General features: G+C 75.2%; 21 protein-coding genes, 3 pseudogenes and 1 riboswitch. Of the genes and pseudogenes, 10 read left to right on the forward strand and 14 right to left on the reverse strand.

What is annotated here, in order from left to right:
- Positions 1 to 80 precede the first annotated feature (80 nt).
- From ubiM to MVG78_RS11425, 3 genes are all read left to right on the forward strand, one after another.
- Positions 81 to 1,289, forward strand: a complete 1,209-nt coding sequence (gene ubiM, locus MVG78_RS11415) for a 5-demethoxyubiquinol-8 5-hydroxylase UbiM (protein ID WP_247551569.1) — start codon at positions 81 to 83, stop codon at positions 1,287 to 1,289.
- Positions 1,290 to 1,326: 37 nt separating this feature from the next.
- A complete protein-coding gene (locus MVG78_RS11420; protein WP_247551571.1) occupies positions 1,327 to 1,824 on the forward strand; it encodes a histidine phosphatase family protein in 498 nt (165 codons plus the stop codon).
- 95 nt (positions 1,825 to 1,919) lie between these two features.
- A complete protein-coding gene (locus MVG78_RS11425) occupies positions 1,920 to 2,906 on the forward strand; it encodes a Bug family tripartite tricarboxylate transporter substrate binding protein (RefSeq protein WP_247551573.1) in 987 nt (328 codons plus the stop codon).
- Here the strand turns inward: MVG78_RS11425 and MVG78_RS11430 are convergent.
- The 4 genes and pseudogenes from MVG78_RS11430 to MVG78_RS11445 form a co-directional block, all read right to left on the reverse strand.
- Complete coding sequence (locus MVG78_RS11430; RefSeq protein WP_247551575.1) at positions 2,893 to 4,296, reverse strand: GDSL-type esterase/lipase family protein; 1,404 nt, start codon at positions 4,294 to 4,296, stop codon at positions 2,893 to 2,895. The two genes, MVG78_RS11425 and MVG78_RS11430, sit on opposite strands and share 14 nt — an antisense overlap.
- Positions 4,297 to 4,340: 44 nt before the next feature.
- The gene (locus MVG78_RS11435; RefSeq protein ID WP_247551577.1) at positions 4,341 to 5,123 is read right to left on the reverse strand and encodes an adenosylcobinamide-GDP ribazoletransferase; all 783 of its coding nucleotides are present in this window, start codon (positions 5,121 to 5,123) and stop codon (positions 4,341 to 4,343) included.
- Positions 5,120 to 6,139 (reverse strand): nicotinate-nucleotide--dimethylbenzimidazole phosphoribosyltransferase, encoded by a 1,020-nt coding sequence (gene cobT, locus MVG78_RS11440; protein ID WP_247551579.1) that lies wholly within the window; start codon positions 6,137 to 6,139, stop codon positions 5,120 to 5,122. The genes MVG78_RS11435 and cobT overlap by 4 nt, the downstream gene beginning before the upstream one ends.
- 1 nt (position 6,140) lies before the next feature.
- Positions 6,141 to 7,462: pseudogene (locus MVG78_RS11445) on the reverse strand (cobyrinic acid a,c-diamide synthase CobB).
- A 269-nt stretch (positions 7,463 to 7,731) separates the two neighbouring features.
- Here MVG78_RS11445 and MVG78_RS11450 point away from each other — a divergent pair.
- Positions 7,732 to 8,874: a cobalt-precorrin-5B (C(1))-methyltransferase gene (locus tag MVG78_RS11450; protein ID WP_247551581.1), complete on the forward strand. Its 1,143-nt coding sequence runs from the start codon at positions 7,732 to 7,734 to the stop codon at positions 8,872 to 8,874.
- On the opposite strand, the gene cobM is transcribed toward MVG78_RS11450, so the two are convergent.
- From cobM to cbiE, 3 genes are read right to left on the reverse strand one after another with little or no spacing between them, the layout of a single operon-like run.
- A complete protein-coding gene (gene cobM / locus MVG78_RS11455) occupies positions 8,838 to 9,650 on the reverse strand; it encodes a precorrin-4 C(11)-methyltransferase (RefSeq protein WP_247551583.1) in 813 nt (270 codons plus the stop codon). The genes MVG78_RS11450 and cobM overlap by 37 nt on opposite strands.
- A complete protein-coding gene (locus MVG78_RS11460) occupies positions 9,647 to 10,024 on the reverse strand; it encodes a cobalamin biosynthesis protein (RefSeq protein WP_247551585.1) in 378 nt (125 codons plus the stop codon). The genes cobM and MVG78_RS11460 overlap by 4 nt, the downstream gene beginning before the upstream one ends.
- The gene (cbiE, locus tag MVG78_RS11465; RefSeq protein WP_247551587.1) at positions 10,021 to 11,229 is read right to left on the reverse strand and encodes a precorrin-6y C5,15-methyltransferase (decarboxylating) subunit CbiE; all 1,209 of its coding nucleotides are present in this window, start codon (positions 11,227 to 11,229) and stop codon (positions 10,021 to 10,023) included. Before cbiE ends, MVG78_RS11460 begins: the two co-directional genes overlap by 4 nt.
- Here cbiE and MVG78_RS11470 point away from each other — a divergent pair.
- Complete coding sequence (locus MVG78_RS11470) at positions 11,228 to 11,449, forward strand: hypothetical protein (RefSeq protein WP_247551589.1); 222 nt, start codon at positions 11,228 to 11,230, stop codon at positions 11,447 to 11,449. The two genes, cbiE and MVG78_RS11470, sit on opposite strands and share 2 nt — an antisense overlap.
- Positions 11,377 to 11,913, forward strand: a pseudogene (locus MVG78_RS11475) (cobalt-precorrin-6A reductase); the annotation flags it as partial. The gene MVG78_RS11470 and the pseudogene MVG78_RS11475, both read left to right, overlap by 73 nt.
- 70 nt (positions 11,914 to 11,983) lie before the next feature.
- On the opposite strand, the pseudogene cobJ reads toward MVG78_RS11475, so the two are convergent.
- From cobJ to MVG78_RS11510, 7 genes and pseudogenes are all read right to left on the reverse strand, one after another.
- Positions 11,984 to 12,748: pseudogene (gene cobJ, locus MVG78_RS11480) on the reverse strand (precorrin-3B C(17)-methyltransferase); the annotation flags it as partial.
- A complete protein-coding gene (locus MVG78_RS11485) occupies positions 12,745 to 13,503 on the reverse strand; it encodes a precorrin-2 C(20)-methyltransferase (RefSeq protein ID WP_247551591.1) in 759 nt (252 codons plus the stop codon). The gene MVG78_RS11485 and the pseudogene cobJ, both read right to left, overlap by 4 nt.
- 1 nt (position 13,504) lies before the next feature.
- Positions 13,505 to 14,131: a precorrin-8X methylmutase gene (locus tag MVG78_RS11490; protein WP_247551593.1), complete on the reverse strand. Its 627-nt coding sequence runs from the start codon at positions 14,129 to 14,131 to the stop codon at positions 13,505 to 13,507.
- Positions 14,128 to 15,462, reverse strand: a complete 1,335-nt coding sequence (cobG, locus tag MVG78_RS11495; protein ID WP_247551595.1) for a precorrin-3B synthase — start codon at positions 15,460 to 15,462, stop codon at positions 14,128 to 14,130. Before cobG ends, MVG78_RS11490 begins: the two co-directional genes overlap by 4 nt.
- Positions 15,459 to 18,866 carry a cobaltochelatase subunit CobN gene (gene cobN / locus MVG78_RS11500; protein ID WP_247551596.1) on the reverse strand — a complete coding sequence of 1,136 codons (3,408 nt, stop codon included), beginning with the start codon at positions 18,864 to 18,866 and terminating at the stop codon, positions 15,459 to 15,461. The genes cobG and cobN overlap by 4 nt, the downstream gene beginning before the upstream one ends.
- Before the next feature lie 16 nt (positions 18,867 to 18,882).
- Positions 18,883 to 19,923 carry a cobalamin biosynthesis protein CobW gene (gene cobW / locus MVG78_RS11505; protein ID WP_247551598.1) on the reverse strand — a complete coding sequence of 347 codons (1,041 nt, stop codon included), beginning with the start codon at positions 19,921 to 19,923 and terminating at the stop codon, positions 18,883 to 18,885.
- Positions 19,920 to 20,357, reverse strand: a complete 438-nt coding sequence (locus MVG78_RS11510) for a DUF1636 family protein (protein ID WP_345892823.1) — start codon at positions 20,355 to 20,357, stop codon at positions 19,920 to 19,922. Before MVG78_RS11510 ends, cobW begins: the two co-directional genes overlap by 4 nt.
- Before the next feature lie 163 nt (positions 20,358 to 20,520).
- A riboswitch (cobalamin riboswitch) is annotated at positions 20,521 to 20,771 on the reverse strand.
- Positions 20,772 to 20,802: 31 nt separating this feature from the next.
- Between MVG78_RS11510 and cobU the strand changes: the two genes are divergently transcribed.
- The 4 genes from cobU (at position 20,803) to MVG78_RS11530 (ending at position 24,603) form a co-directional block, all read left to right on the forward strand.
- The gene (cobU, locus tag MVG78_RS11515) at positions 20,803 to 21,339 is read left to right on the forward strand and encodes a bifunctional adenosylcobinamide kinase/adenosylcobinamide-phosphate guanylyltransferase (RefSeq protein WP_247551602.1); all 537 of its coding nucleotides are present in this window, start codon (positions 20,803 to 20,805) and stop codon (positions 21,337 to 21,339) included.
- A 35-nt stretch (positions 21,340 to 21,374) separates the two neighbouring features.
- A complete protein-coding gene (cobO, locus tag MVG78_RS11520) occupies positions 21,375 to 21,944 on the forward strand; it encodes a cob(I)yrinic acid a,c-diamide adenosyltransferase (protein WP_247560411.1) in 570 nt (189 codons plus the stop codon).
- Entirely contained in the window at positions 21,944 to 23,404 is a 1,461-nt protein-coding gene (locus MVG78_RS11525; protein WP_247551604.1) for a cobyric acid synthase, read from the forward strand. The genes cobO and MVG78_RS11525 overlap by 1 nt, the downstream gene beginning before the upstream one ends.
- A gap of 110 nt (positions 23,405 to 23,514) precedes the next feature.
- Positions 23,515 to 24,603 (forward strand): transglutaminase-like domain-containing protein, encoded by a 1,089-nt coding sequence (locus tag MVG78_RS11530; protein WP_247551606.1) that lies wholly within the window; start codon positions 23,515 to 23,517, stop codon positions 24,601 to 24,603.

Below are 24,603 nucleotides of genomic sequence, written 5' to 3' on the forward strand. Positions count from 1 at the left end.
TCGGCATGGCTTCACCGAGATACCCTCCGTGCCGTTCCGGCCGGGACACGGGCATCCGGCGATCCGGGGGTTAGCGTAAGATGCAGTTCGACGTGGCGATCGTGGGCGGCGGGCCGGTGGGCCTCGCCTTCGCGCGGGAAATGGCGGGCAGCGGGCTGTCGCTCGCCGTGATCGAGACACAGCCCGAGGCGCGGCTGGCCGACCCCGCCTTCGACGGGCGCGAGATCGCCCTCACGCATCTTTCGCAGGACCTGCTGCGCGCCCTGGACGCCTGGGACCGCCTGCCCTCCGGCGCGGCCTCGGCGCTGCGGGAGGCGAAGGTGCTCAACGGCGCCTCGCCCTATGCCCTGCATTTCGACGTCTCCGACCGGGCCGAGGCCGCGCTGGGCCAGCTCGTGCCGAACCACCTGATCCGCCGCGCCCTCTTCGCGGCGACCCGGGGGCAGGCGGGGCTGACCCTCCTGGCCGGCACCAGCGTCACCAGCGCCACGATCACCCGCCAGGGCGCCCGGCTGGCGCTCTCCGACGGGCGGGAGATCGGCGCGAAGCTGGTGGTGGCGGCGGACACACGCTTCTCGCCCTTGCGCAAGGCGCAGCGGATCGAGGCCGATGTGACGGATTTCGGCAAGTCCATGCTGGTCTGCCGCCTGGAGCATGAGGGCGAGCATGGGCATGTCGCGACCGAATGGTTCGACCACGACCAGACCATCGCCATGCTGCCGCTGAACGGCCGCTGTTCCTCCGCGGTGATCACCCTGCCCAAGCCGGAGATCGAGCGGCTGGCCGCCATGGACGGCACCGCCTTCTCCGCGGAGGTGACGCAGCGCTACCGGAACCGCCTCGGCGCGATGCGGCTGGTCAGCAGCCGTCACACCTATCCGCTGGTCACGACCTTCGCCCGCCGCTTCGTGGCGATGCGCTTCGCCCTGATCGGCGACGCGGCGGTGGGGATGCACCCGGTCACGGCGCATGGCTTCAACCTCGGCCTGCGCGGCGCCCATACGCTGGCGGAGGAACTACGCGGCGCCCTGGCGCGCGGCGCGGACCTCGCTCGGGCGGAGGCGCTGGACGCGCCGCTGGCGGCCTATGAGAGCCGGCACCGCCGCGCGACCTGGCCGCTCTATGCCGGGACCAACCTGCTGGCGAAGCTCTACACGGACGAACGCGCCCCGGCGCGCCTCGCCCGCCATGCCGCGCTGCGCCTGGGCAACCGGCTGACCCCCTTCAAGCACATCATCCGCGGCATGCTCATGGAAAGCGACGGGCCGCGCCCCTCCACGCGGGGGTGAGGCAACGCTGCGCCTGCTGCTGATCCGCCACCTGCCCGTGCCGGACGGGGCGGGGCGCTGCTACGGAAGCCTCGACCTCGCGGCACGGGCGGCGGAGCCGGAGGAGATCGCCGCCCTGCTGCGGGAAATCTCCCGGCTGCGGCAGCCCCTGCTCCTGAGCAGCCCGGCCCAGCGCTGCCGCGACCTCGCGCAGCATCTCGGCCCGGCACCGCGCCTGGAGCCCCGGCTGCGGGAGGTGGATTTCGGCGCCTGGGAGGGCCTGCCCTGGGATGCCGTGCCGCGCGCGGCGCTGGATGCCTGGGCGGCCGACCCGTCCGGCTTCACCCCGCCGGGCGGCGAAAGCATGGGCGATCTCCTGGCGCGGCTGGGCGCCCTGGCCGGGGAGCTGCGCCGGGCCGGCCGGGATGCCGTGCTGGTCACCCATGGCGGGCCGATGCGGGTGCTGCCCGCACTGCTGCGGGGGGAGGCACCGGACCTCCTCTCCCCCGCGCCGCGCTTCGGCGGAATGCTGCGCGTGGAACTGCCCGGCGCCTGAGGCGCGGCCGGTTTTCGCCCCGCTCCCCCTTGCCCTCTGGCCGCATCTCGCCTTCGTTCTCCGGCAGAAGAAGAACCTGCCGGAAAACCCCGTCCATGCCCCCGATCCCACGCCGCCTCGCGCTGTGTTCCGCCCTCGCGGCGCTGGCCACGCCACTGGCTCCGCCCGCCTTCGCCCAGGCCCCCTGGCCCGACCGCCCCTTGCGCCTGATCCTTCCCTACACGCCCGGGGGCGGCACGGATTCCGTCGCCCGCGCCCTGGGCGCGCGCCTGCACACGGCGCTGGGACAGGCCGTGGTGGTGGAAAACCGTCCGGGGGCGGGCGGCAACCTCTCGACCGAGCTGGTCGCGACCGCGAAGCCCGATGGCTACACGCTGCTGATGGGCAACCAGGGGCCCATGACGGTGAACCCGACCCTGTTCGGCAAGACGCTGAAGGTCGATCCGCTCACCGCGCTGGACCCGGTGGCGATGGTGGCGGAAACACAGCTCGTCCTGGTGGCCGGCCCCGGCACGAAGGCGGCGGACCTCGCCTCGCTGCTGGAGGAGGCCCGGGCGAAGAAGGGCGAGCTGAACTACGCCTCGCCCGGCAACGGCTCGGCAGGTCATCTGGCCATGGCCCTGCTGTTGCAGCAGGCGGGCGTGGAGGCGGTGCATTTCCCCTTCAAGGGCGCGGCGCCCGGCCTGACCGACGTGGCGGCGGGGCATATGGCGGTGATGATCAGCACGCTGCCCTCCGTGCTGGGGCTGGTGCAGGGCGGGGCGCTGCGGGCCCTGGCGGTGAGCGGCGACCGGCGCTCCCCCGCCTTGCCCGATGTGCCCACCGTGGCCGAGACGCTGCCCGGCTACCGCGCCACCGCCTGGTACGGGATCCTGGTGCCGCATGGCACGCCGGAGCCGGTGCGGGCGCGGCTGGAAAGCGCGATCCTGGGCAGTCTCGACGCGCCGGACCTCGTGGAGAGTCTGCGCAAGGAAGGGGCGGAACCCTATCCGATGCGCGGCGACGCCTTCCGCCATTTCATGGAGGGCGAGAAGGCGCGCTGGGCCAGGGTGATCGAGGCGGCCAGGATCACCGCGGACTGACCGGTCCCCCCAGGGGCGCCGGCCGGAGCGCGTCCAGCGGCACCGCCTCCGCCATGGCGAGGTAGCCGGCCCGGTTCGGGTGCAGGCCGTCGCCCGCACCGCCCACGGTGCTGCCCGGCACCATGCCGGGCCGCAGCCCACCCGTGGCCGGGTCCAGCGTGGCCCGGTCGAAATCCGCCACCGCGTCGAACAGGCCGGCATGCCGGATGGCCTCGTTGACCGCCCGCCGCCGCGCATCCTGCTCCGCGCCGCCATGGGCGGGGTTGGTGCTGGCCAGGGCCGGGGTCAGCGTCGCGCCCACCAGCCGCAGGCCGGGAAGGCCGGCCCGCAGCCGCCGGGCGCCCTCCCGCATCCCCGCCAGCACCGCCTCCGGCGCGACACCGTTGCCCCGCGCCAGGTCGTTGATCCCCAGCGCCCAGATCACCGCGCGCACGCCGGACAGGCGGATCACATCCCGCTCCAGCCGTTCCAGCCCCGGCGGCCCGCCGGGGCCGTGGCCCTCCGGCCCCAGGATGCGGTTGCCGTTGATCCCGGCATTCACCACGGAAACCGGCCCGCCCTGCGCGGCGCCCAGGCGGCGGGCCAGCACATCCGGCCAGCGGTCATCGCCATTCAGCGTGGCGCCCACGCCGTCCGTGATGGAATCGCCCAATGCGACCACCACGGGCAGGCCGGGCGGGGCCTGCATGTCCACCGCGTCGAGGAAGAACCAGGAGGTGGTGGGGAAGGGAAAGCCGCCCTCCTCCTCCCGCTCCCCCAGCGGCCCGCTCCCCGGCGCGGAAAGATAGGAGGTCTGGAGCGCCGTGGCATGCCAGGTCATCGGCCCGCTCGGCCCGGCGATGTGGAAGGACACGGCCAGCTTCCGCCCGTCCAGCAGGGCGGGTGGCGGATCGGCGAAGGGCAGGGGCACCGGATCGGACCAGACCTCCCCGCCCGGCGGGACCGAGACGCGCCGCCCGGCCCCGAAGCGCACCGGCCGGTTGCTGCCGTTCAAGAGCGCCGCACCCCCGGCCTGCACCCCCACCCAGGCATCGCCGATCGCCAGCGCCCGGGTGCCGAAGGCATTCGAGAAGCGCAGCCGCAGGCGCGGCCCCCAGAAACACGGGCGCAGCACCATGCGGAAGCTCTGGTCCCGGGCACCCCCGGCCGGGTCCGGCAGGCTGCTCCCCTGGTCCGGCTGGGCGGAGGTGAAGCCCACGGGATAGGGCCCCTGCGCCGAGGCGGCCCAGGCTGTGGCCCAATCCGTGGACCAACCCGGGGACCAACCCGGCGCAGCCTGCGCGGCAGCGGGCCGGGCCACGGAGGCCAGGGCCATGGCGGGCAGGCTCCGCAACAACCCGCGCCGCCGCGGAGGCGGCAGGGAAAGACGGTCCTGTCCCGGATCGGTCATACCGCAGCCTTCCATCCCGGGCGGCGAGCGGCAAGCCGGGCGGATCAGCCCGCGCGGCCCAGGCAGGCCGCCAGCAGGCTCAACACCAGGGCCTCAGCCAGTTGCTCGCAGGCACCCAGTACATCCCCCGTATGGCCGCCCACCTGCCGGCAGGCCAGCCGCGCCATGCCCAGCGCGGCAAGGCCCGCCAGGAGGACGCCGCCCAGCGCCACCGGCAGCGGCAGCAGCACCAGCCCCGGCAGCGCCGCCAGCGCCCCGCCGCCCGCCAGCAGCCCGGCACCGGGCCGCCCGAGCAGCGCCGCCAGCCCGTCCGGCCGCGCGGGCGGTGCCAGGGCGAGCACGCCCAGGATCGCGCCCCGCCCCAGCGCCCCGCTCACCACGAGCGACGCCGCCAGTGCCCCAGGCCCCGGCATCGCCGCCAGAGCGAGACCCCGGATGCCGAGCGACAGGATCAGGGCCAGCACCCCGTAGCTGCCGATCCGGCTGTCGCGCATGATCTCCAGCTTGCGCGCCCGGTCGCGCCCGCCGCCGAAGCCATCGGCGGTGTCCGCCAGCCCGTCCTCATGCAGCGCCCCGGTCAGCAGCAGCAGCGCCGCCAGCGCCCAGGCCGCCGCGAGCCCGCCCGGCAGCCCCAGCCACAGCCCCAGCGCCCCTGCCAGACCGCCCGGCAGCCCCACCAGCGCGCCGACCACCGGATAGGCCCAGACGCCGCCGGCCAGCCCGCCCGTCCAGCCCTTCCGCGCCAGGGCGCCGACTGGCAGGCGGGTCAGCACCATGGCGGCGCCCACCAGATCGTCCCGCAGCCGCCCGGCGAGGCGGCGGATCACGCCTCGCGGCCCGAGACCCCGGCCTCGGCGAAGGTGGCCATCCCCGCATGGCAGGCGAGGGCGGCGCGCAGCAGCGGCACGGCCAAAGCAGCGCCGGAACCCTCGCCCAGCCGCAGGCCGAGATCAAGCAGTGGCTCCATCCCCAGCGCGGCGAGCAGCGTGGCGCAGCCGGATTCCGCGGAACGGTGCGCCGCCCGGGCATGGTCCAGCCCATCGCCTCGCAGCCGGGCCAGCGGCGCCACGGCGGCGAGGCAGACATAGCCGTCCAGCAGCACCGGCACGCCCCGCTGCCGTGCGGCCAGCGCGGCGCCGAGCATGGCCGCCATCTCCCGCCCGCCCAGCAGCCGGGCCGCGAGCAGTGGGTTCTCCCGCGCCTCCGGGTGGCGGGCCAGGGCGGCATCCACGGCGGCGCGCTTGCGGGCGAGGCCGGCATCGTCCACCCCCGTGCCGCGCCCGGCCCAGCGATGCCCCCCGCCGCCGAACAGCGCGGCGGACAGGGCGGCGGCGGCGGTGGTATTGCCGATGCCCATCTCGCCCAGGCAGAGCAGCTCCGTGCCCGGCCGCAGCGCGGCATGCCCTTTGGCGACGGTGGCGAGGAAATCGCCCTCCTCCATGGCCGGCTCCTCGGTGAAATCCCCCGTCGGCCTGTCGAGCGCCAGCGGCACCACCCGCAACTCCGCCCCGGCCAGCCGCGCGAGCTGGTTGATGGCCGCACCCCCCGCCGCATAGTTCGCCACCATCTGCGCCGTCACCGAGGGCGGATAGGGCGAGACGCCGCGCGCCACCACGCCGTGATTGCCCGCGAAGACCAGAACCTCCACCCGGCCGAGCTCCGGCATGGCGCGCCGCTGCCAGCGCGCCATCCAGGCGGCCAGTTCCTCCAGCCGCCCGAGGCTGCCCGGCGGCTTGGTGAGCTGCGCCTGCCGCGCGGCCACCGCCCCGGCGGCGGCCTCGTCGCCCCCGGGCAGGTCCAGGCAGGCGGCGCGAAGGGAATCCAGGGTCGTGAAACCGGTCATGTCATCCGTCGTCGCGGGCGATGGCGTGGAAGAAGCTGCCGCTGACCCGTCCCCGCCGCGCCCCGGAGGGCGGCAGCGGCTGGCCGAGCCCGTCGGTCAGGCTGGCGAAAGGCGCGTCGGCGCCAGGGTCGTCCACTGTGGCATAGTGGAACTCATGCCCGCGCAGCACCGTCCCGGCGGGGCCGAGCGGCCCATCCGCCAGCAGCCTGGCGCGGCGGTAGCCGAGATTCATCCGCCGCTTCGCGAAGCTGGTGCGGTGCCCGAGCAGCCCCGCCATGGCATGCCACCCGCCCGCCGCATCCCGCAGCGCCTCGCCCAGCACCATGAAGCCGCCGCACTCGCCATGCACGGGATGCGCTTCGGCGAAGCGCCGCAGCCCCTCGCGGAACCGCGTGGCGGCGGCCAGGGCAGGGGCGTGCAGCTCCGGATAGCCCCCCGGCAGCCAGCAGGCGTCGCAATCCCCCGGCGGCGCCTCGTCGGCCAGGGGGAAAAGGGCCGGATCTCCGCCCCCGCCGCCCGCCAGCCGTCGAGCAGATGCGGATAGGCGAAGGAGAAGGCGGCATCCCGCGCCAGGGCGATGCGCTGCCCCGGCGGCGGCAGGGCCGGGGCAACCACCGCCTCCCCGGCGTCCAGCGGCGCGGCCAGCAACAGGATGCCATCGAGGTCCAGCGCCCCGCCCAGCTCCCGCAGCCGCTCCAGCAGCGCCGGCAGCGTGCCCAGCTCCTGCGCCTGGACGAGGCCGAGATGCCGTTCCGGCAGGGCGATCGCGGTCTCCCGCATCAGGCAGCCCAGCACCGGCAGCCCGGTTTCCGTCATCTCCGCCTCCACCCCCGCCCGGTGCCGCGCGCTGGCGACGCGGTTCAGCACCACCCCCGCCACCCGCACTCCCGGCCGGTGCAGGGCGAAGCCCCGCGCCACCGCCGCCGCCGATTGCGACTGCCCCGACACATCCAGCACCAGCAGCACCGGCAGCCCCAGCGCCTCCGCCAGGTCGCCGCCGCTGCCCCGCCGCCCCGGCGGGCTGAGCGGCGAGGGCGCCAGCCCGTCGAACAGCCCCATTGAGGCCTCCACCAGCAGCAGCTCCGCCCCGCGCCCGGCCCGCGCCGCCATCCCCCGCAGCACCGGCGCTGGCATGGCCCAACTGTCCAGGTTGGGCGAAGGCCGCCCCGTCACCGCCTCATGAAAGGCCGGGTCGATATAGTCCGGCCCCGACTTCGCCGCCCGCACCGCCACGCCCCGCGCCCGCCACGCCGCCAGCAACGCCAGCGCCACCGTCGTCTTGCCGGACCCCGAGCGCGGCGCCGCCAGGATCAGGCCCTTCATGGCGAAGAGGCCTGATGATCGGGCCGTTGGACCGGGAGGCTCTGCCTCCCGGACCCTCCGCTCAGGGGCACAGTGTGCCCCCGAGACCCCGCCATGAGCGCTCCGCGAGGAGGGGGTGATGGCCGCCGCCGTACCAATGGCGACCGGTATCCCGATCCCCCTCCTCGCGGAGCGCTCACAGGGTTCCCAGGGACTAACGTCCCTGGGCGGGGTGTCCAGAGGGGCAGAGCCCCTCTGGCCCTGGCCCGAACCAACAGGACCACCGTGCCATGACAGGCACCGGGGCCGGGCCTATGCTGGGGGGTGTGCAGACGGAGCGTCCCTTGCGCCGGGGCTGGACCACGGGGGCCTGTGCCACGGCGGCGGCGAAGGCGGCCTTCACGGCCCTGCGGACCGGCGAATTCCCCGATCCCGTGACCATCCGCCTGCCGCGCGGAGAGGAACCCGGCTTCGCGCTCGCGGAGCAGGCGCTGGGGGAGGGCTGGGCCTCGGCGGGCGTGGTCAAGGATGCGGGCGACGACCCGGACGTGACGCATGGGGCGCTGATCCGCGCCACGGTGCGGCGGGGGGAGGCGGGGAGCGGGCTGCGCTTCCGCGCCGGGCCGGGGGTCGGGGTGGTGACGCGGCCCGGCCTGCCGCTGCCGGTGGGCGAGCCCGCCATCAACCCGGTGCCGCGCCGGATGATCGCCGAGGCGCTGGCGGAAGGGGGCAAGGAGCCCGATCTGGAGGTGGAAATCGCCGTGCCGGGCGGCGAGGCCCTGGCGCAGCGGACGCTGAACCCGCGCCTGGGCATCCTGGGCGGCATCTCGATCCTGGGCACGACCGGGGTGGTGGTGCCCTATTCCTGCTCGGCCTGGATCCATTCCATCCATCGCGGCATCGACGTGGCACGGGCCATGGGGCTGGACCACGTCGCCGGCGCCACCGGCAGCGCCTCCGAGGATGCCGTCCGGCGCCTGCACGGGTTGCCGGAACAGGCGCTGATCGACATGGGCGACTTCGTCGGCGGGATGCTGAAATACCTGCGCGCGCATCCGGTGCCGCGCGTCACCGTGGCGGGCGGCTTGGCGAAGATGACCAAGCTGGCCCAGGGGCGGCTGGACCTGCATTCCAAACGCGGCGCAGCCGATCTGGAGGCGCTCGCCACCCTGGCGCGGGAAGGCGGCGTGCCGGAACCCGTGGCGGCGCGCATCGCCGCGGCCAATACCGTGGCCGAGGGCTTCGCCCTGGCGGCGGAGGCCGGGGTCCCGCTGGGCGAGGCGGTGGCGCTGCGGGCCTGGGAAACAGCGGCGCATGTGCTGCTCGGCGCGCCCTCGATGCTGGAACTCGTGGTCTTCGACCGGGAGGGCCGGCTGCTGGGCCGGGCGCCCTTCCGTCACGTCTCGCCGCCTTCCGCCCCGGTGGCGGCCTGAGGGCCGCCCCCGCCCCGGAAGCGGCGGCGGTAGTCGGGGCTGTAGAGCGCGCTTTCGCGGAACCCCTCCGCGGCCCCGAGGTCGATACCGATGGCCGGGCCGACCAGCACCAGCGCGGTGCGTTCCGCCGGGGCCTCGGCCAGTTGCGCGGCGATGGTGGCCAGCGTGCCGCGCAGGATGCGCTCGTCCGGCCAGCTCGCCCGCACCACCACCGCCACGGGACAGTCCGGGCCATGGAGCGGGGTGAGCGTCTCCACGATCCGCCCGATGGCATGGATGGCGAGGTGGATGGCCAGCGTCGCGCCGGTCGCGCCGAAGGCTTCCAGCGTCTCGCCCGCCGGCATGGCGGAGGCGCGGCCGGAAACGCGGGTCAGGACGACGCTCTGCGCCACCTCCGGCACGGTCAGCTCGCGCCCCAGCGCGGCGGCGGCGGCGGCGAAGGCGGGAACCCCCGGCGTCAGCGTATAGGGGATGCCGCGCGCCTCCAGCCGACGGAGCTGTTCCGCCAGGGCGCTGTAGATCGACAGGTCGCCGGAATGCAGCCGCGCGACATCCTGCCCCGCCGCCTGGGCGGCGACGTATTCGGCTTCGATCTCGTCCAGGCTCATCGGCGCCGTGTCCACCAGGCGGGCGCCGGGCGGGCAGTGCTCCAGCATGGCGGCGGGGACGATGGAGCCGGCATAGAGGCAGACCGGGCAACGGGCGAGGATGTCGCGGCCGCGCAGCGTCAGCAGGTCGGGCGCGCCGGGGCCGGCGCCGATGAAATGGACGGTCATGCGGGTCCTGTCGCAAGGGCGCAGGTGGCGTTGGCGGAGGCGATGCGCGGCAGCACCAGGCGCCCGCCCGGCCCCGCCAGCGCGAGCGCGGCGGCCTCGGCCACGGAGGCCAGCCCCGTCGCGCGCAGGCTGGCCTCGGAACGGGTGGGGCAGCGGCTCTGCCCGGCCTCCAGCGCCACGCGCGGGATGAGGTGGAGCGGCAGGCCGAGGCGCCCGGCGGCCTCGCGCGGCCCATCCGCCCCGGCGCGGAAATCCGGGATGGCGAGCCGCATGGCCCGGCACCCGGCCAGCGCCTCGGCCCGGCGCAGCAGCGCCTCGATCTCCTCCGCCGCACAGAGCGGGCGGCAGCCGATGCCGGCGACGACCGCCGTCATGGCTTCTCCGCCACCCATTGGGTGACGGTCATGGCGGGGCGGAAGCCGTGCATCCCCCCCAGCCGGTCCAGCCGCTCGACACCGAGCCGGATCAGCCTGCCGCCCCACCGGCCCAGCGCGGCGGCGAGGGCGGACTCGCCCTCCAGCGTCACCGCATTGGCCACGATCCGCCCGCCGGGGCGCAGCGCCTCCCAGGCGGCGCCGAGCAGGCCCGGATGGCTCACCCCGCCGCCGATGAAGACGGCATCCGGCGTGGGCTGTCCCGCCAGCACCTCCGGGGCGCGGCCCTCCACGATCCGCAGGCCCGGCACGCCAAACAGCGCGGCATTGCCCGCGGCGCGGGCGGCGCGTTCGGGCCGGGCCTCGAAGCCGATGGCGCGGTTGGCCGGGTGGCGCAGCATCCACTCGATGCCGACGGAACCGGAACCGGCCCCGATATCCCAGAGCATCTCCCCCTGGCGCGGCGCGAGGCTGGACAGGGTGACGGCGCGGATCTCGCGCTTGGTGATCTGCCCGTCATGCCCGAAGCATTCGTCCGGCAGCCCGCCGGCGAGCGGCAGGACACGGGCATCCGGACCGGCCACGACCTCCAGCGCCAGGAGGTTCAGCGGGTCGATCGCCCCGGGCAGGGGCTCATCGGCGCGGAAGCTCCGCTGGCGCTCGCGCGGGCCGCCCAGCGCTTCCAGCAGGTGCATCCGGGTGGAGCCGAAACCGTGCCGGCACAGGAATCCGGCCACCGCCCCGGGTGTGGCGGCATCGGCGGACAGGACCAGCACCCGCGCCCCCGGCTGCAGCGCCGGACGCAGCGTTTCCAACGGGCGGCCGCAAAGGGACATGGTGGTGGCATCCTGCATCGCCCAGCCGAGCCGGGCGCAGGCCAGGGCCAGCGAGGACGGCGCCGGCAGGGCCAGGAACTCCTCCGGCGGAACCTGCCGCGCCAGGATGGCACCGACGCCGAACAGGAAGGGATCGCCCGAGGCCAGCACCGCGACGGGCCGCCCGCGCAGGGCCATCAGCTCCGGCCAGCTTTCCGCGAGCGGACTGCGCCAGGGATGCGCCGCACCCCGCATGAGCGGCGCCGCCAGGGCCAGGTGCCGCCGCCCGCCGAAGACATGCGCCGCGCCGGAAAGAAGCGTGCGGGCGGCGGGCGAAAGCCCCTCCACCCCATCCTCGCCGAGGCCGATGATGCTAAGCCAGCGCGCCATGGAAGACCTTTCGCCGACACGCATCCTGCTCCTGGGCGGCAGCACCGAGGCTTCGGCGCTGGCCATCGTGCTGGCGGGCGACGAGCGCTTCGACGTGGTGCTCTCGCTGGCCGGCGCCACGCGCTCCCCCGTCCGCAGCCCGTGCCGGTGCGGCGCGGCGGCTTCGGCGGCGTGGCGGGGCTGGCGGCCTTCCTGCGGGCCGAGGCGGTGGACCTGCTGATCGACGCCACCCATCCCTTCGCGGCGCAGATGTCGCGCCATGCCGTGGAGGCGGCGGAACTGACAGGCGTACCGCTGCTGCGGATCGAGCGCCCGGCCTGGGTCGCCGAAAAGGGCGACCGCTGGACCCCGGTGCCGGACATGGAGGCCGTCACCCGCGCCCTGGGCGCGGCATCGCGCCGCGTGCTGCTCACCGTGGGGCAGAAGGAACTGGCACCCTTCCAGGCCGCGCCCTGGCACCACTACGTGATCCGCAGCATCGACCCGCCGGACCCGGCCAGCCTGCCGCCCCGTGCCACCTTCCTGCCCGGCGCCGGGCCCTTCACCGTGGAGGCCGAGCGCCGCCTGCTGCGCGAACACGGGATCGAGGCGGTCGTCACCAAGAATTCCGGCGGCCTCGCGACGGTGGCCAAGCTGGAAGCGGCGCGGGAACTGGGCATCCCGGTGGTGATGGTGTCGCGGCCCGCTTTGCCCCCCGCCGAAGCCGCCAGGGACAGCGATGGCGCCCTGCGCTGGGTCCTGGCCCATCACGGGGCGCCGCGGGGGCGCTGCGCGGCGCGTAGAGCCAGGGCCGCTCCCCTGGGCGTTCGATCAGCCGCGAAGCCTCGGTGCCGACCAGGACCAGGGTGCGCATATCGGCGCGGCCGGGATCGGCCCGCTCCAGCGGCACGATGTCGATGCGCTCCTCCGGCCGCGTCGCGGCGGTGGCGAAGACCACCGGCACCGTGCCGGGCAGCATGTCGCGCAACAGGTCCAGCGCCTGGCCGAGCTGCCAGGCACGCGCCCGGGAAACCGGGTTGTAGAGGGCGATGGCGAAGCCGGCCTCGACGGCGAGGCGCAGGCGCCGCTCGACCAGCGCCCAGGGCTTGAGGTTGTCGGAGAGCGAGATGGCGCAGAAATCATGCCCCAGCGGCGCGCCGACCCGGGCGGCCACGGCGAACATGGCGGAAATGCCCGGGATCACCGCGATGTCCAGGCCACGCCATTCCGCGGGTCCGCCCTCCAGCGCCTCGAAGACCGCGCTGGCCATGCCGAAGACCCCGGCATCCCCGGCGGACACCACGGCCACGCGGGCGCCCCCGGCGGCGAGGGAGAGGGCGTGGCGGGCACGCTCCAGCTCCACGCGGTTGTCGGTGGCATGGCGGGCGAGGCCGGGACGTTCCGGCACGCGGGCAACATAGGGGCCATAGCCGATCAGGTCGCTCGCCCCCTCCAGGGCGGCGGCGGCCTCCGGCACCAGGAGGTCCGGCGCGCCGGGGCCGAGGCCGATGACGCGCAGCCAGCCGGAACCGCCGCTCATCGCGCCCGCTGCCGGCCCGGGACCAGCACCAGCGAGAAATAGGGGGCGGGGGCGTCGTCGCGCTCGGCGAGGGGGACGATCCGCTCCTCCGCCATGGTGCCGCGCTCGACATAGAGGGCACGGGCGGTCAGGCCCGCCGCCGCCAGCGCAACGCGGATCTTCGGCAGGTTGCGGCCGACCTTCATGATCACCGCCGCGTCGGTGCCGCGCAGCCGCTCCGCCATGCGCTCCCCGTCCAGCGTGCCGGGGAGGACGGTGAGGATGTCGTCGCCATGCACGATCGGCGTCCGGGTCCGGGTCCAGCAGCCGCTCATGGCGGTGATGCCGGGCACGACCTCCTGCCGGAACCCGTCGCGCAGCCGGTCGAAGAGATACATCGAGGAGCCGTAGAAGAAGGGATCGCCCTCGCAGAGCAGGGCGACATCCTGCCCGGCGCGCAGGCGGGCGGCGAGGACCGCGGCGCAATCCTCATAGAATCCCGCGATCCCGGCGGCATAGCGCGGGTCCCCCACCGGGATCTCGGTGGTGTAGGGGTATTCGAAGCGCAGCTCCTCCGCCCCAGGCGGCAGATGCGGCGCGGCGATGGTGCGGGCATTGCCGTCGCGGCCACGCTTGGCGAAATGCGCGAAGACCGGCACCTCGCGCAGGATGCGCGCCGCCTTGAGGGTCAGCAGCTCCGGGTCGCCGGGGCCGAGGCCCAGCGTGTAGAGCGTGCCGGACCCCGGTGGGAAATCGGCAGGGAAGGCGGGCGCCACGCTACTCGGCCTCGCTCGCCAGGGCGTTCACGGCGGCCACGGCCATGGCGCTGCCGCCCAGCCGGCCCTCGGCGATCATCCAGGGGATGTCGTGCCGCGCGGCCAGGGCCTGCTTGGATTCCGCCGCGCCGACGAAGCCCACCGGCAGGCCGATCACCGCCGCCGGGCGCGGCGCCCCGGCATCCAGCAACTCCAGCAGGTGGAACAGCGCCGTGGGGGCATTGCCGATGGCCACCAGCGCCCCCTCCAGCCTCTCGCCCCAGAGATGCAGCGCGGCGGCGGAACGGGTGTTGCCGATCTCCCGCGCCAGTTCCGGCACGCCGGGGTCGCCCAGGGTGCAGACCACCTCGTTCGCGGCGGGCAGGCGCGGGCGGGTGATGCCATGCGCCACCATCTGGGCGTCGCAGAGGACGGGCCGCCCGGCGAGCAGCGCGTTCCGCGCGGCGGTGGTGAAGCCGGGCGAGAAGCGCAGGGCGCGCACCACCTCCACCATGCCGCAGGCATGGATCACGCGCACCGCGACGCGGGCCTCCTCGGCGGAAAGGCCGGACAGGTCGGCCTCGGCCCGGATGGTGGCGAAGGACCGGCGGTAGATCGCCGCGCCGTCGCGGATGTAGTCGTAGGTCATCCTGTCCCCTGGGCCGCCCCTGGGGCGGCCCCGTCCTGTGCGCCGAGCAGCCAGTCTGCCACCTCGGCGATGCTGAGTCCCCGGCGCTCCGGCGCCTCGCGCGCCGTGGCGTCGCGGCGGATGCCGTAGCCTCCCGCCTCGCCCACGAGGGTGACGGCGGCGGGGCCGGGATGGGCACAGCCTTTGGCGCAACCGGAGAGGTGCAGCAAGCCCGCGCGCGGCAGTCCGCGCCCGGCCAGGAGGGTAGTCAAGGCGGCGGCATCGGCCTCCGTGTCCACGCTGGCGCTGGCGCAGCCCCGCAGGCCGGGGCAGGCGCGGATGCGCAGCAGCGGGTCGCCGGCATCGGCGATGCCCCCGGCGCGCGCGACGGCTCCGGCCAGGTGGCTTGCATCCCGCGCCGCGACGCCGGGGATGACAAGCAGGCGCCAGGGCGTCAGGCGCAGCGTCGCATCGCCATGCCGTTCCGCGAGCCCGGCCAGCGCGGCGAGCCGTGGCGCCGTGAGATGACCCAGCGGCAGGCCGAGCAGGAAGGCACCCCGGGCTGCACCCCGGCCCGGGGCCAGCGGCAGGAAGCCAGGGCGGGCGCCGGCGGCGGGGGCGGGCGGTGCGGTGCGGGGCACAAGGCCGGCCTCCCGCAGCAGGGCGGCGGCCCCTTCGCGCCGCACCAGCTCGCGCAGGCGCTTCGGCGCCCCGGCCCCTCCGCAGGCGGCGGCGAAGCGGCGCAGCAGGCGGGCGATGGCGGGCGCGGCCTCCCCCCAGGGACAGAGCGCCGTATCCGCGCCGCCATCGAGGCAGAGGCGCAGCGCCTCCCCCTCGGCGCGGAGCAGAATATCCGCCCGCGACGCATCCAGCGGCAGGACCCCGCCGCCATCCAGGGCGAGGCCGAACTTGCCGGGAAGGGCCTCCAGCGCCGGATCGGCCTGCACCGCCTCCAGCGCCGCGATCAGGCCGGGCAGGCGCGGGTCCAGCGCCGGATCATGCCCCAGCAGCGGCGGGCAGAGCAGGTTGCGGCGCCGCTCCACACCCGGATCGGCATCCGCCAGCCCGGCCCCGGCCAGCGCCCCGGCCAGGGGCGCGAGCCCGGCTTCCGCGATGCCGCGAAGCTGGAGATTGCCCCGGTTGGTCAGCTCGATCCGCCCGTTGCCGTGCCGCTCCGCCAGCCCGGCCACCAGCCGGGCCGCCCCGGCGGTGAGGATGGCCCGGCGCGGCTTGACGCGCACCAGCCAGCCATCGCCCGAGCGCATCGGCTCGTGCAGGGAAGGGCACCAGCCCCGCACCGTGACGTCCGGCGAGGATGGGAGCGGGGACAGGGCTGGGGAGGGCGCCGTCATGCTCCCTCCAGCAGCGTGGCGGCGCTGTTGCGCCGGGGTCGCCAGAGCCCGCGCGCCAGGGCCTCGGCCAGGCGCCGCCGCAGTGCCTCGCGCGCCTCGGGATTGGCACCGCGCAGGAAGCGGTCCACCGCCTCGTCGCCCAGCGTGTGCTCGAAGATCAGGTCGAACTGCGCGTCGAAACGCGCGGGCAGGGTGGCGGCGAAGCCGTGCAGCGCCTCGGCGGCGCGGGCGATCTCGGCGGCGCCCCGGCGGCCATGGCGCATCTGCCCCGCGATCCAGAGCGGGTTGGCGGCCCGGCCCCGCACCACGCGGGCGATCTCCTCCTCCACCGCGCGCAGCCTCGGCGCCTCGGGGCGGCTGGTATCGGCATGGTACAGGCGCGGGCTGGTGCCGAACCCGCAGGCCGCCGCCGCGAAGCCGCCGGCATGGGCGGCGCGGTCCGGGCTGTCGAGCAGGTCGGTCTCGGCATGGTCCTGCACCTGCAGGAAGGCCCCGGCCCCGGCGAGGCGTGCGGCGAAACCCTCCGGATCGGGCCTGCCGTCCAGATCCTGGCCATAGGCATGGCCGGAGGCGGCGAGATAGGCGCGGGCGAGATCCTCCTTCCCCTCCCAGCCGCCCCGGGCCAGCAGGTCCTCCGTCCCGGCGCCGTAATCGCCGGGGGCGGCGCCGAAGATCCGCGCGGTGGCACGCCGCAGCCCGGTTCCGTCGAGCCCCCGCGCACTGGCGGCGACCGGGTTCCACTCCGCCGCCTCGTCCCGCGCCGCCACGGCGCGCACCGCCATGTCGAACAGCGCGATCTGCGCCGGGAAGGCATCGCGGAACAGGCCGGAAATGCGCAGCGTCACATCCACGCGCGGCCGGTCGAGCATGGCCAGCGGCAGCACCTCGATCCCGCTGGCCCGGCCGGATTCCGCGTCCCAGGCCGGGCGCACGCCCATCAGCACCAGGGCCAGGGCCAGCTCCTCCCCGCCCGTGCGCAGCGTGGCGCTGCCCCAGAGGTCGATGACCAGGTGGCGCAGGAAGTCGCCCTGCTCCTGCTGGTGCCGGCGCAGCAATTCCCCCGCCGCCTTCTCCGCCAGCACCAGGGCGGAGCGGGTGGGCACGCTGCGCGGGTCCAGGGCGAAGAGGTTGCGGCCGGTGGGCAGCACATCGGCGCGGCCCCGGCTGGGGGCGCCGGCCGGGCCAGGGGCCACGAAGCGCCCGTCCAGCGCCGCCAGCAGCGCCGCGCGCTCCGCCATGGCGCAGGCATCGAGCCGGGCGGCCAGCACCTCCGCGCCAAGGCCGGGATTCGAGCGGTCCAGGGCCTCCAGCAGCAGCGCGCGCCGCTCCGGCGCGGGGTCCTGGCCGAAGACATGCAGCCCGTCGCGGATCTGCATCTCCTTCACGTCGCACAGATAGGCGTCGAGCCGGGCGAGCGCCTCCTCCTCCGGGGCCTCGCGCGCCACGCCGCTCTCGGCGAGCAGCCCGCAGCTTTCGGCGCGCTCCAGGATCTCGCGCCGGAGCAGGGCGGTGCGGCGGCGATCGAGCCCGTCGGCGGCGGCGTATTCGTCGATCAGCCGCTCCAGCACCACGCCTTCCTCCTGCAGCCCGGCGGGGCGCAGCGGCGGGGTGAGATGCCCGATGGTGACGGCGCCGAGGCGGCGCTTGGCGGCGGCGGCCTCCCCGGGATTGTTGACGATGAAGGGATAGATCACCGGCAGCCCGCCCAGCAGCGCCGCCGGGGCGCAGTCCGGCGACAGCGCCGCCGCCTTGCCCGGCAGCCATTCCAGCGCGCCATGCGTGCCGAGATGCACCAGCGCATGGACCCGCTCCGCCTCCCGCAGCCAGAGATGGAAGGCGATGAAGCCGTGCCGGGGCGGCAGGTCGGGGTCGTGGTAGCTCGCCTTGCGCCGCGCCGGGTCGCCCCGGTCGGGCTGGATGACGAGCAGATGCGGCCCCAGGCGCAGATGCCGCAGCCGGAAGCCGCCCTCCGCCGCGGCGCCCCCCATCAGGGAAGGGTCCGCCTCCGCCCCGCCCCAGGCCGCCTCGACGCGGGCGCGGAACCCCTCGGGCAGCGTAGCGAAGAGCCGGCGATAGTCCTCCAGCCCCAGGACCGGTTCCGGCGCGGCGCGGCAGAGGCGTTCGGCCAGGGCCGCGGCCTCCGGCGGCTCAGGCAGGTCATAGCCCTCCGCGCGCAGCAGGCGGAGGATGGCCTCCAGGCTGGCGAAGCTGTCCAGCCCGACCGCATGGCCCTCCTGCCCCCCCACGCCGGGATAATCGGAGAGCACGATGCCCAGCCGCCGCCCCGCACGCGGCGTGGCGGCGAGCCGCGCCCAGGCGGCGGCGCGATCGGCGGCCAGGGCGATACCGTCCGGGTCCGGCCGCAGCAGCGTGCGGGCGAAGCCCAGACCGGCAATGGCCGCATCCTCGGCCTTGTGCGCGACAGCGGTGGTGAGCAGCCGCCCATCCAGTTCCGGCAGCGCCACCTGCATGGCGAGGTCGCTCTGCGACAAGCCGCGCGCCGAGGCGGCCCAGACCTCGCGCGGGGCGGAGGAGAGCAGCAGTTGCAGCACCGGCACCCCGGGCGCATCGAACGGCGAGCCGCCCTCATCGCGCCGGGCGGAGAAGCCGGTGAGGTTCAGCACCACCGCCGGCTTCCAGGCGCACAGCGTGGCGGCGATGCCCTGGGCGGTGCCGGGGGATTTCAGGCTGTCGGCGAAGAGCGCCCGGGGCCGCAGCCCGCGCGCCGCCAGGGCCCCGGCCAGGGCGGTGACGGGGGCGATGTCCCCGGCCAGGAGATGCGAGCGGTAGAAGGTGATGGCGGCGACGGCCCCCTCCGTTCCCCCGGGCAGGGGATGCTCGCCCCAAGGAGGGAGGGCCTCGGGCAGGGCCTCTGGCGCCGGCGGCGGGGCGGCGGCCGGATCGCGTGCCAGAGCCGCCATGAAGCGCAGCGCCGCCCCGGCATTCCCCGGCCCGCCGGCGGCGAAAGCCGCGTCGAGCCAGCGCCAGGCGGGTTCCGGCAGGGTGGAAAGGGCGCGCAGCCGCGCATCGTCCCGCCCGTCCCCGGGCAGCAGCGCGAGCGCGATCCCCTCCCGCCGCGCCAGCGCGGCCAGTTCCTCCGCGCCATAGCGCCAGTAGTCGAGCCCGCCCAGCAGCCGCGCCACCACGCAGCGCGACGCGGCGAGCGTGTTCTCCAGATAGAGATCGACCGAGAGCGGATGGCGCAGCCGCCCCAGGCTGGCGAGGCGCAGCTCCGGCCGGGGCCCCGGCATCGCCGTCCCCTCCATGTCCAGCCAGGCCGTGGCGGCGGCGCCGAGATCGCTGTCGGAAAAGGAGAGCAGCACCAGCTCCGCGGGCGCCTGGCCGAGATCGACGGCGGCATCCGCCTCGTCCAGGCCGCGCGTCTCGCGGACCAGCAGGTGCATGGTGCGGCCCGCCCCCTCAGCCCATCAGCGCGGCGGCGATGGCGTCGCGGTCCAGCCCGGTCTGGCCGATCACCACGAGCTGCCCCTGCCGCGCCTCGCCCGGCGCCCAGGCGCGGTCGAACTGATGGCTGAAACGGGTGCCGACGCCCTGCACGGCCAGCCGCAGCGGCTTGCCGGCGATGGCGGCGAAGCCCTTCATCCGCAGCACGTCATGCGCCTCCGCCACGGCGCGCAGCCGCTCCACCAGCGCCTCGGGCGAGGCCAGTTCCGGCAGCGGCAGGGCGAAGCTGGTGAAGTCGTCATGCTCATGCGCGCCATCCTCGGCATCGTGGTGCGAGGGGCGGGCGGCGAGGTCGTCCTCGGCGGCGGCGCCGAGGCCCAGCAGGATGGCGGGATCGAGCTTCCCGTCCCGGGCGGGCACGACCTTCACCGCGCGCGGGATGGAGGCCGCGATCCCGGCGCGCAGCCGCGCGGTGGCGGCCTCGTCCAGCAGGTCGGTCTTGTTCAGCACCACGAGATCCGCGGCCAGGAGCTGGTCCTCATAGACCTCCGCCAGCGGGTTGTCGTGGTCCAGCGACGGGTCCTCCGCGCGCTGGGCGGCCACCGCCTCCGGGTCCTCGGCGAAGCGCCCATCGGCCACGGCGGGGCCGTCCACCACCGTCACCACGCCATCCACCGTGACGCGGGAGCGGATGCCGGGCCAGTTGAAGGCCTTGATGAGCGGCTTCGGCAAGGCGAGGCCGGAGGTCTCGATCAGGATGTGCTCCGGCGGGTTCGGGCGGTCGAGCAGGGCCTGCATGGTCGGCAGGAACTCGTCGGCCACGGTGCAGCAGAGGCAGCCATTGGCCAGCTCGACGATGTTCTCCTCCTCGCAGCCCTCGATGCCGCAGCTCCGCAGCGTCTCGCCATCGATGCCCAGCGCGCCGAACTCGTTGACGATGATGGCGATGCGGCGGCCGCGCGCATGGGCCATCAGATGGCGCACCAGCGTGGTCTTCCCGGCGCCGAGGAAGCCGGTGACGATGGTGGCGGGAATTTTGGTCGTGGTGGCGCTCACGCGGCGTTCTCCGGTGCGGTCTGGGGTGTTGCGGCGGGCTCGGGGTCAGGCCCGGGCGCGGCGAAGGGCGGCACGCGGCCGAGCACGACCTGTTTCAGGGAAGCGGGGCGCTTCGAGGGCATGACCACCCCCGTGCGCGAGGCGGCGAACAGCGCGCCGTAATCCAGCAGGTCCCCCGCCTGTTCCGGCAGGAGATGGCCGAGCAGGTACTGCCACTTGCCCGGCGCGGAGAGGGCGGCGGCGCAGCCGCGCTCGCAGGAGGCCATGCAGGTGGCGGGGCGCAGCCGCACCGGGCTGTCCGGCCGCGCCGCCAGTTCCGCCGCCACGGCATCATGCAGCCGCTGCCCCTCGGGCGGGTCGCCCTCGCGCAGATCGAGCCCCGCGCGGCAGGTGACGCAGACATGGAGAGTGACAGGCTCGGCCAAACGGGGCACCCCAGGGGTCAAGACACGCGCATGGGATGCCGACCGCCCCCGATGCCCCGTTCCGCCGGATGGCGCGGATGCATGGGGGCCGATGGCCGCCGGCCACGGGGCCGGGGCGCATCGCCGATGCCGGGGCACCCCGCCCGGCGTCACGATCCATCCCGCCGGGGCGAACCCGGCGGGGATGATGGCAGGTCTCCTGGCTCGCGGATCAGGCGCGGCCTGCCGGCCTTCCCGGCACCCCGCACCGATCCCGGGGCGGGCGCGCCAGTGGCGGATTGGCAGGCCGCTCTCCGCTCACAGTTGCGGGGGCAGCCGCGGATTCGGGCCTCACGACCCTCACCGCATTCCCTTTTCACCCCCGCCCCGGGCATTGCCGGTGGCATCGGCCCATGGCGGGGGACCATCGGCTGCGGGGGTAGTCTTCGCGGCCCGGCCCTGTCAATGGAAAGCCATGGCCGCCGATTCCCCCGACACCCCGATGCTGACCCTGGTCCTGGGCGGCGCCCGTTCCGGCAAGAGCCGCCATGCGGAAGGGCTGCTCGCCGCCCTGCCGGAACCCTGGTCGCCCCCCTGGCTCTACATCGCCACGGCCCAGCCCTTCGACGAGGAGATGCGCGCCCGCATCGCCGGGCACCGCGCCCGGCGCGGCCCGGAATGGGACACGGTGGAAGCGCCGCTCGACCTGCCCGCCGCCCTGCTGCGCGCCCGGCACCGCCCGGTGCTGGTGGACTGCCTGACGCTCTGGCTCAGCAACCTGATCCTGGGCGAGCGCGACCTGGAGGCGGCGGCGGTGGCGCTGGAAACGGCGCTGGCGCAGCGTTCCGCCCCGGCGGTGCTGGTCTCCAACGAGGTCGGCCTCGGCATCGTGCCGGAGAACGCCCTGGCCCGCCGCTTCCGCGACGCGGCGGGCATCCTGCACCAGCGCCTGGCGGAACGGGCGGGGCGCGTCGTCTTCACCGTGGCCGGCATCCCCATGGTGGTGAAGTGAGCGCGGAGGACGACGCCGCCCGCCACCGCGCGAAGATGGCCAGGCGCAAGGCGGTGCAGGATGCCGAGGTCGCCTCGAAGACCATCGAGAAGGGCCTGCTGCTGGTGAACACCGGCCCGGGCAAGGGCAAGTCCACCGCCGCCTTCGGCCTGCTGCTGCGCATGCTAGGCCATGGCCGCCCCTGCGGCGTGGTGCAGTTCATCAAGGGCGCCTGGAGCACCGGCGAGCGCCATGTGCTGGAAGGCTTCGGCCCCTTGGTGGATTGGCACAGCATGGGCGAGGGCTTCACCTGGGAAACGCAGGACCGCGCCCGCGACGTGGCGGCGGCCGAGGCGGCCTGGGCGAAGGCCCTGGCGCTGATGGCGCGGGAGGACCTCGCCCTGCTGGTGCTGGACGAGCTCTGCATCGCGCTGCGCTACGGCTATCTCGACACCGACGCCGTGGTCGCGGCGCTGCGGGCACGGCGGCCCTCGCTGCACGTCGTCGCCACCGGCCGCAACGCCCCGCCGGCCCTGGTCGAGGCGGCGGACCTCGTGACCGAGATGGGGCTGGTGAAGCACCATTTCGCGGCGGGGGTGAAGGCGCAGCAGGGGATCGAGTTCTGATGCCCGCCGCCCTGATGTTCCAGGGCACCGGCTCCTCGGTCGGCAAGTCGCTGCTCGTCGCCGGGCTGGCACGCCTCTTCGCGCGACGCGGGCTGCGGGTGCGCCCCTTCAAGCCGCAGAACATGTCCAACAACGCCGCCGTCACCGCCGATGGCGGGGAGATCGGCCGCGCCCAGGCGCTCCAGGCGCGGGCGGCGGGCGTGGCGCCCAGCGTCCACATGAACCCCGTGCTGCTGAAGCCGCAGAGCGAGACCGGCTCCCAGGTGGTGGTGCAGGGCCGCGTCCTCGCCACCGCGCGGGCGCGCGAATACCAGGCGATGAAGCCCCGGCTGATGCCCCATGTCCTCGACAGCTTCGCGCGGCTGCGGGCGGAGGCCGACCTCGTGCTGGTGGAGGGGGCGGGGAGCGCCTCCGAGATCAACCTGCGCGCGGGCGACATCGCCAATATGGGCTTCGCGCGCGCCACCGGCACGCCGGTCGTGCTGGTGGGCGATATCGACCGGGGCGGGGTGATCGCCAGCCTCGTCGGCACGAAGGCCGTGCTGCCGCCGGAGGATGCGGCGATGATCCGGGGCTTCCTGGTGAACCGGATGCGCGGCGATCCCACCCTCTTCGAGGCGGGGATGCGCGCCATCGCGGAGCGCACCGGCTGGGCGCCGCTGGGGCTGGTGCCCTTCACCGACGCGGCGCGCCGCCTCCCGGCGGAGGACGCGCAGGATCTGGCTGTCCCGCGCAACCCCGGCGCCCCCCTGCGGATCGCCGTCCCGGTGCTGCCCTGCATCAGCAATTTCGACGATCTCGACCCGCTCGCCGCCGAGCCGGGGGTGGAGCTGCTGCTGCTGCGCCGGGGCACGCCCCTGCCGGGCGATTGCGGCCTCGTGGTGCTGCCGGGCTCGAAGGCCACGATCGCCGACCTTGCCGTGCTGCGCGAGGAAGGCTGGGACACCGACATCCTGGCGCACCGACGGCGGGGCGGGCGGGTGCTGGGGCTCTGCGGCGGCTACCAGATGCTCGGCCGGCGGATCGAGGACCCGGAGGGGATCGAGGGACCACCCGGCGGCGTGGCGGGGCTCGGCCTGCTCGAGGTGACGACGGTCCTGACGCGCGAGAAGCGGCTGAGCCCGGCCCATGGCACGACGCTGGCGGAGGGCGCCCCCTTCACCGGCTACGAGATGCATATGGGCCGCACGGAGGGGCCGGACGCGGCGCGCCCGCTGCTGCGCCTCGATGACGGGCGGCTGGACGGCGCCGTCTCGGCGGACGGGCTGGTCTCGGGCACCTATGTCCACGGGCTGTTCGGCGACGACGCGCAGCGGGCGGCCTGGCTGGCGCGCCTGGGCCTCGTCGCCGCGCCGCGCCGGCACGAGGCCGAGGTCGAAGCGGCGCTGGACGCGCTGGCGGCGCATCTGGCGCGGCACGTGGATGTGGAAGGGCTGCTGCGCATCGCCGGGCGGGCGTGAACCCCGGCACGCTGGCGATCTTCTGATCGCGCCGGCGTTGACGCGGGGGGCAGGGCGCGGGAGACGGACATCCCAGGAAGGGCCTTCCACAGCCGAAGGGATGGATCTCCATGGATCGTCGCAGCTTTCTGGCCTCCGCGGCCACCATCGCCCTGGCCGCCGGCACCCAGCGCCCCGGGCAGGCCCTGGCCCAATCGACGGCCCGGCCAACACCCCTGCCGCCCGGCTGGCGCCAGTTCGAGACCGTCACCCGCATCAAGCTGCTGGACGCCCCGGGCGCGGCGCAGCTCTGGCTGCCCCTGGCGCAGACGGCCGGCGGCTACCAGACCGTCCTCGAAACCCGCTGCCAGGGCACGGGCCAGGCGCGGGTGGTGCGCGACGCGCGGTATGGCGCGGAGATCCTGAAGATCAGCTGGGACGCGGGCTCCGACGGCCCGAGGAGCGCCGAGCTGGTCCAGCGCGTGGCCACCCGCGACCGCGACGGCCACGACCCCGCCGTGCCCGTCACCCTGGCCGAGCGCGAGTTCTGGACCCAGCCCACCGAGAGCGTGCAGACGGACGGCATCGTGCGCGACACCGCGCAGCGCATCACCGCCGGGCTGAGCGAGCCGCGCGCCAGGCTGCGGGCGATCTACGACTGGGTGGTGGACCACACGACGCGCGACCCCGAAACGCCGGGCTGCGGCTTCGGCGATGTCCGCGGCATGCTGGAAAGCGGCCGGCTGAGCGGCAAATGCGCCGACATCAACGGGCTCATGACCGGCCTCGCCCGCGCGGCGGGCTTCCCGGCGCGCGACGTGTACGGCATCCGCGTCGCCGGCTCGCGCCAGTTCCGGACGCTGGGCGCCAGCGGCGACGTCTCCAAGGCGCAGCACTGCCGCTCCGAGATCTTCCTGGAGGATGCCGGCTGGTTCCCCGTCGATCCGGCGGATGTGCGCAAGGTGATGCTGGAACACAAGCTGGCCCTGGACAGCGCCGAGATCCGCGCCCTGCGCGAAACCCTCTTCGGCTCCTGGGAGATGAACTGGGTGGGCTACAACAGCGCCACGGACATCATCCTGCCGGGCGCGATGGGCAACCAGAAGCCGAACTTCGCCTTCCTGATGTATCCCTGCGCCTTCACCGCGAACGGCCAGCCCGATTGCCTGGACCCGGTGCATTTCAGCTATGGGATCGAGGCGCGGGAGATCGCCGCCTGA

Source organism: Roseomonas gilardii subsp. gilardii, assembly GCF_023078375.1.
Classification (GTDB): Bacteria; Pseudomonadota; Alphaproteobacteria; order Acetobacterales; family Acetobacteraceae; genus Roseomonas; species Roseomonas gilardii.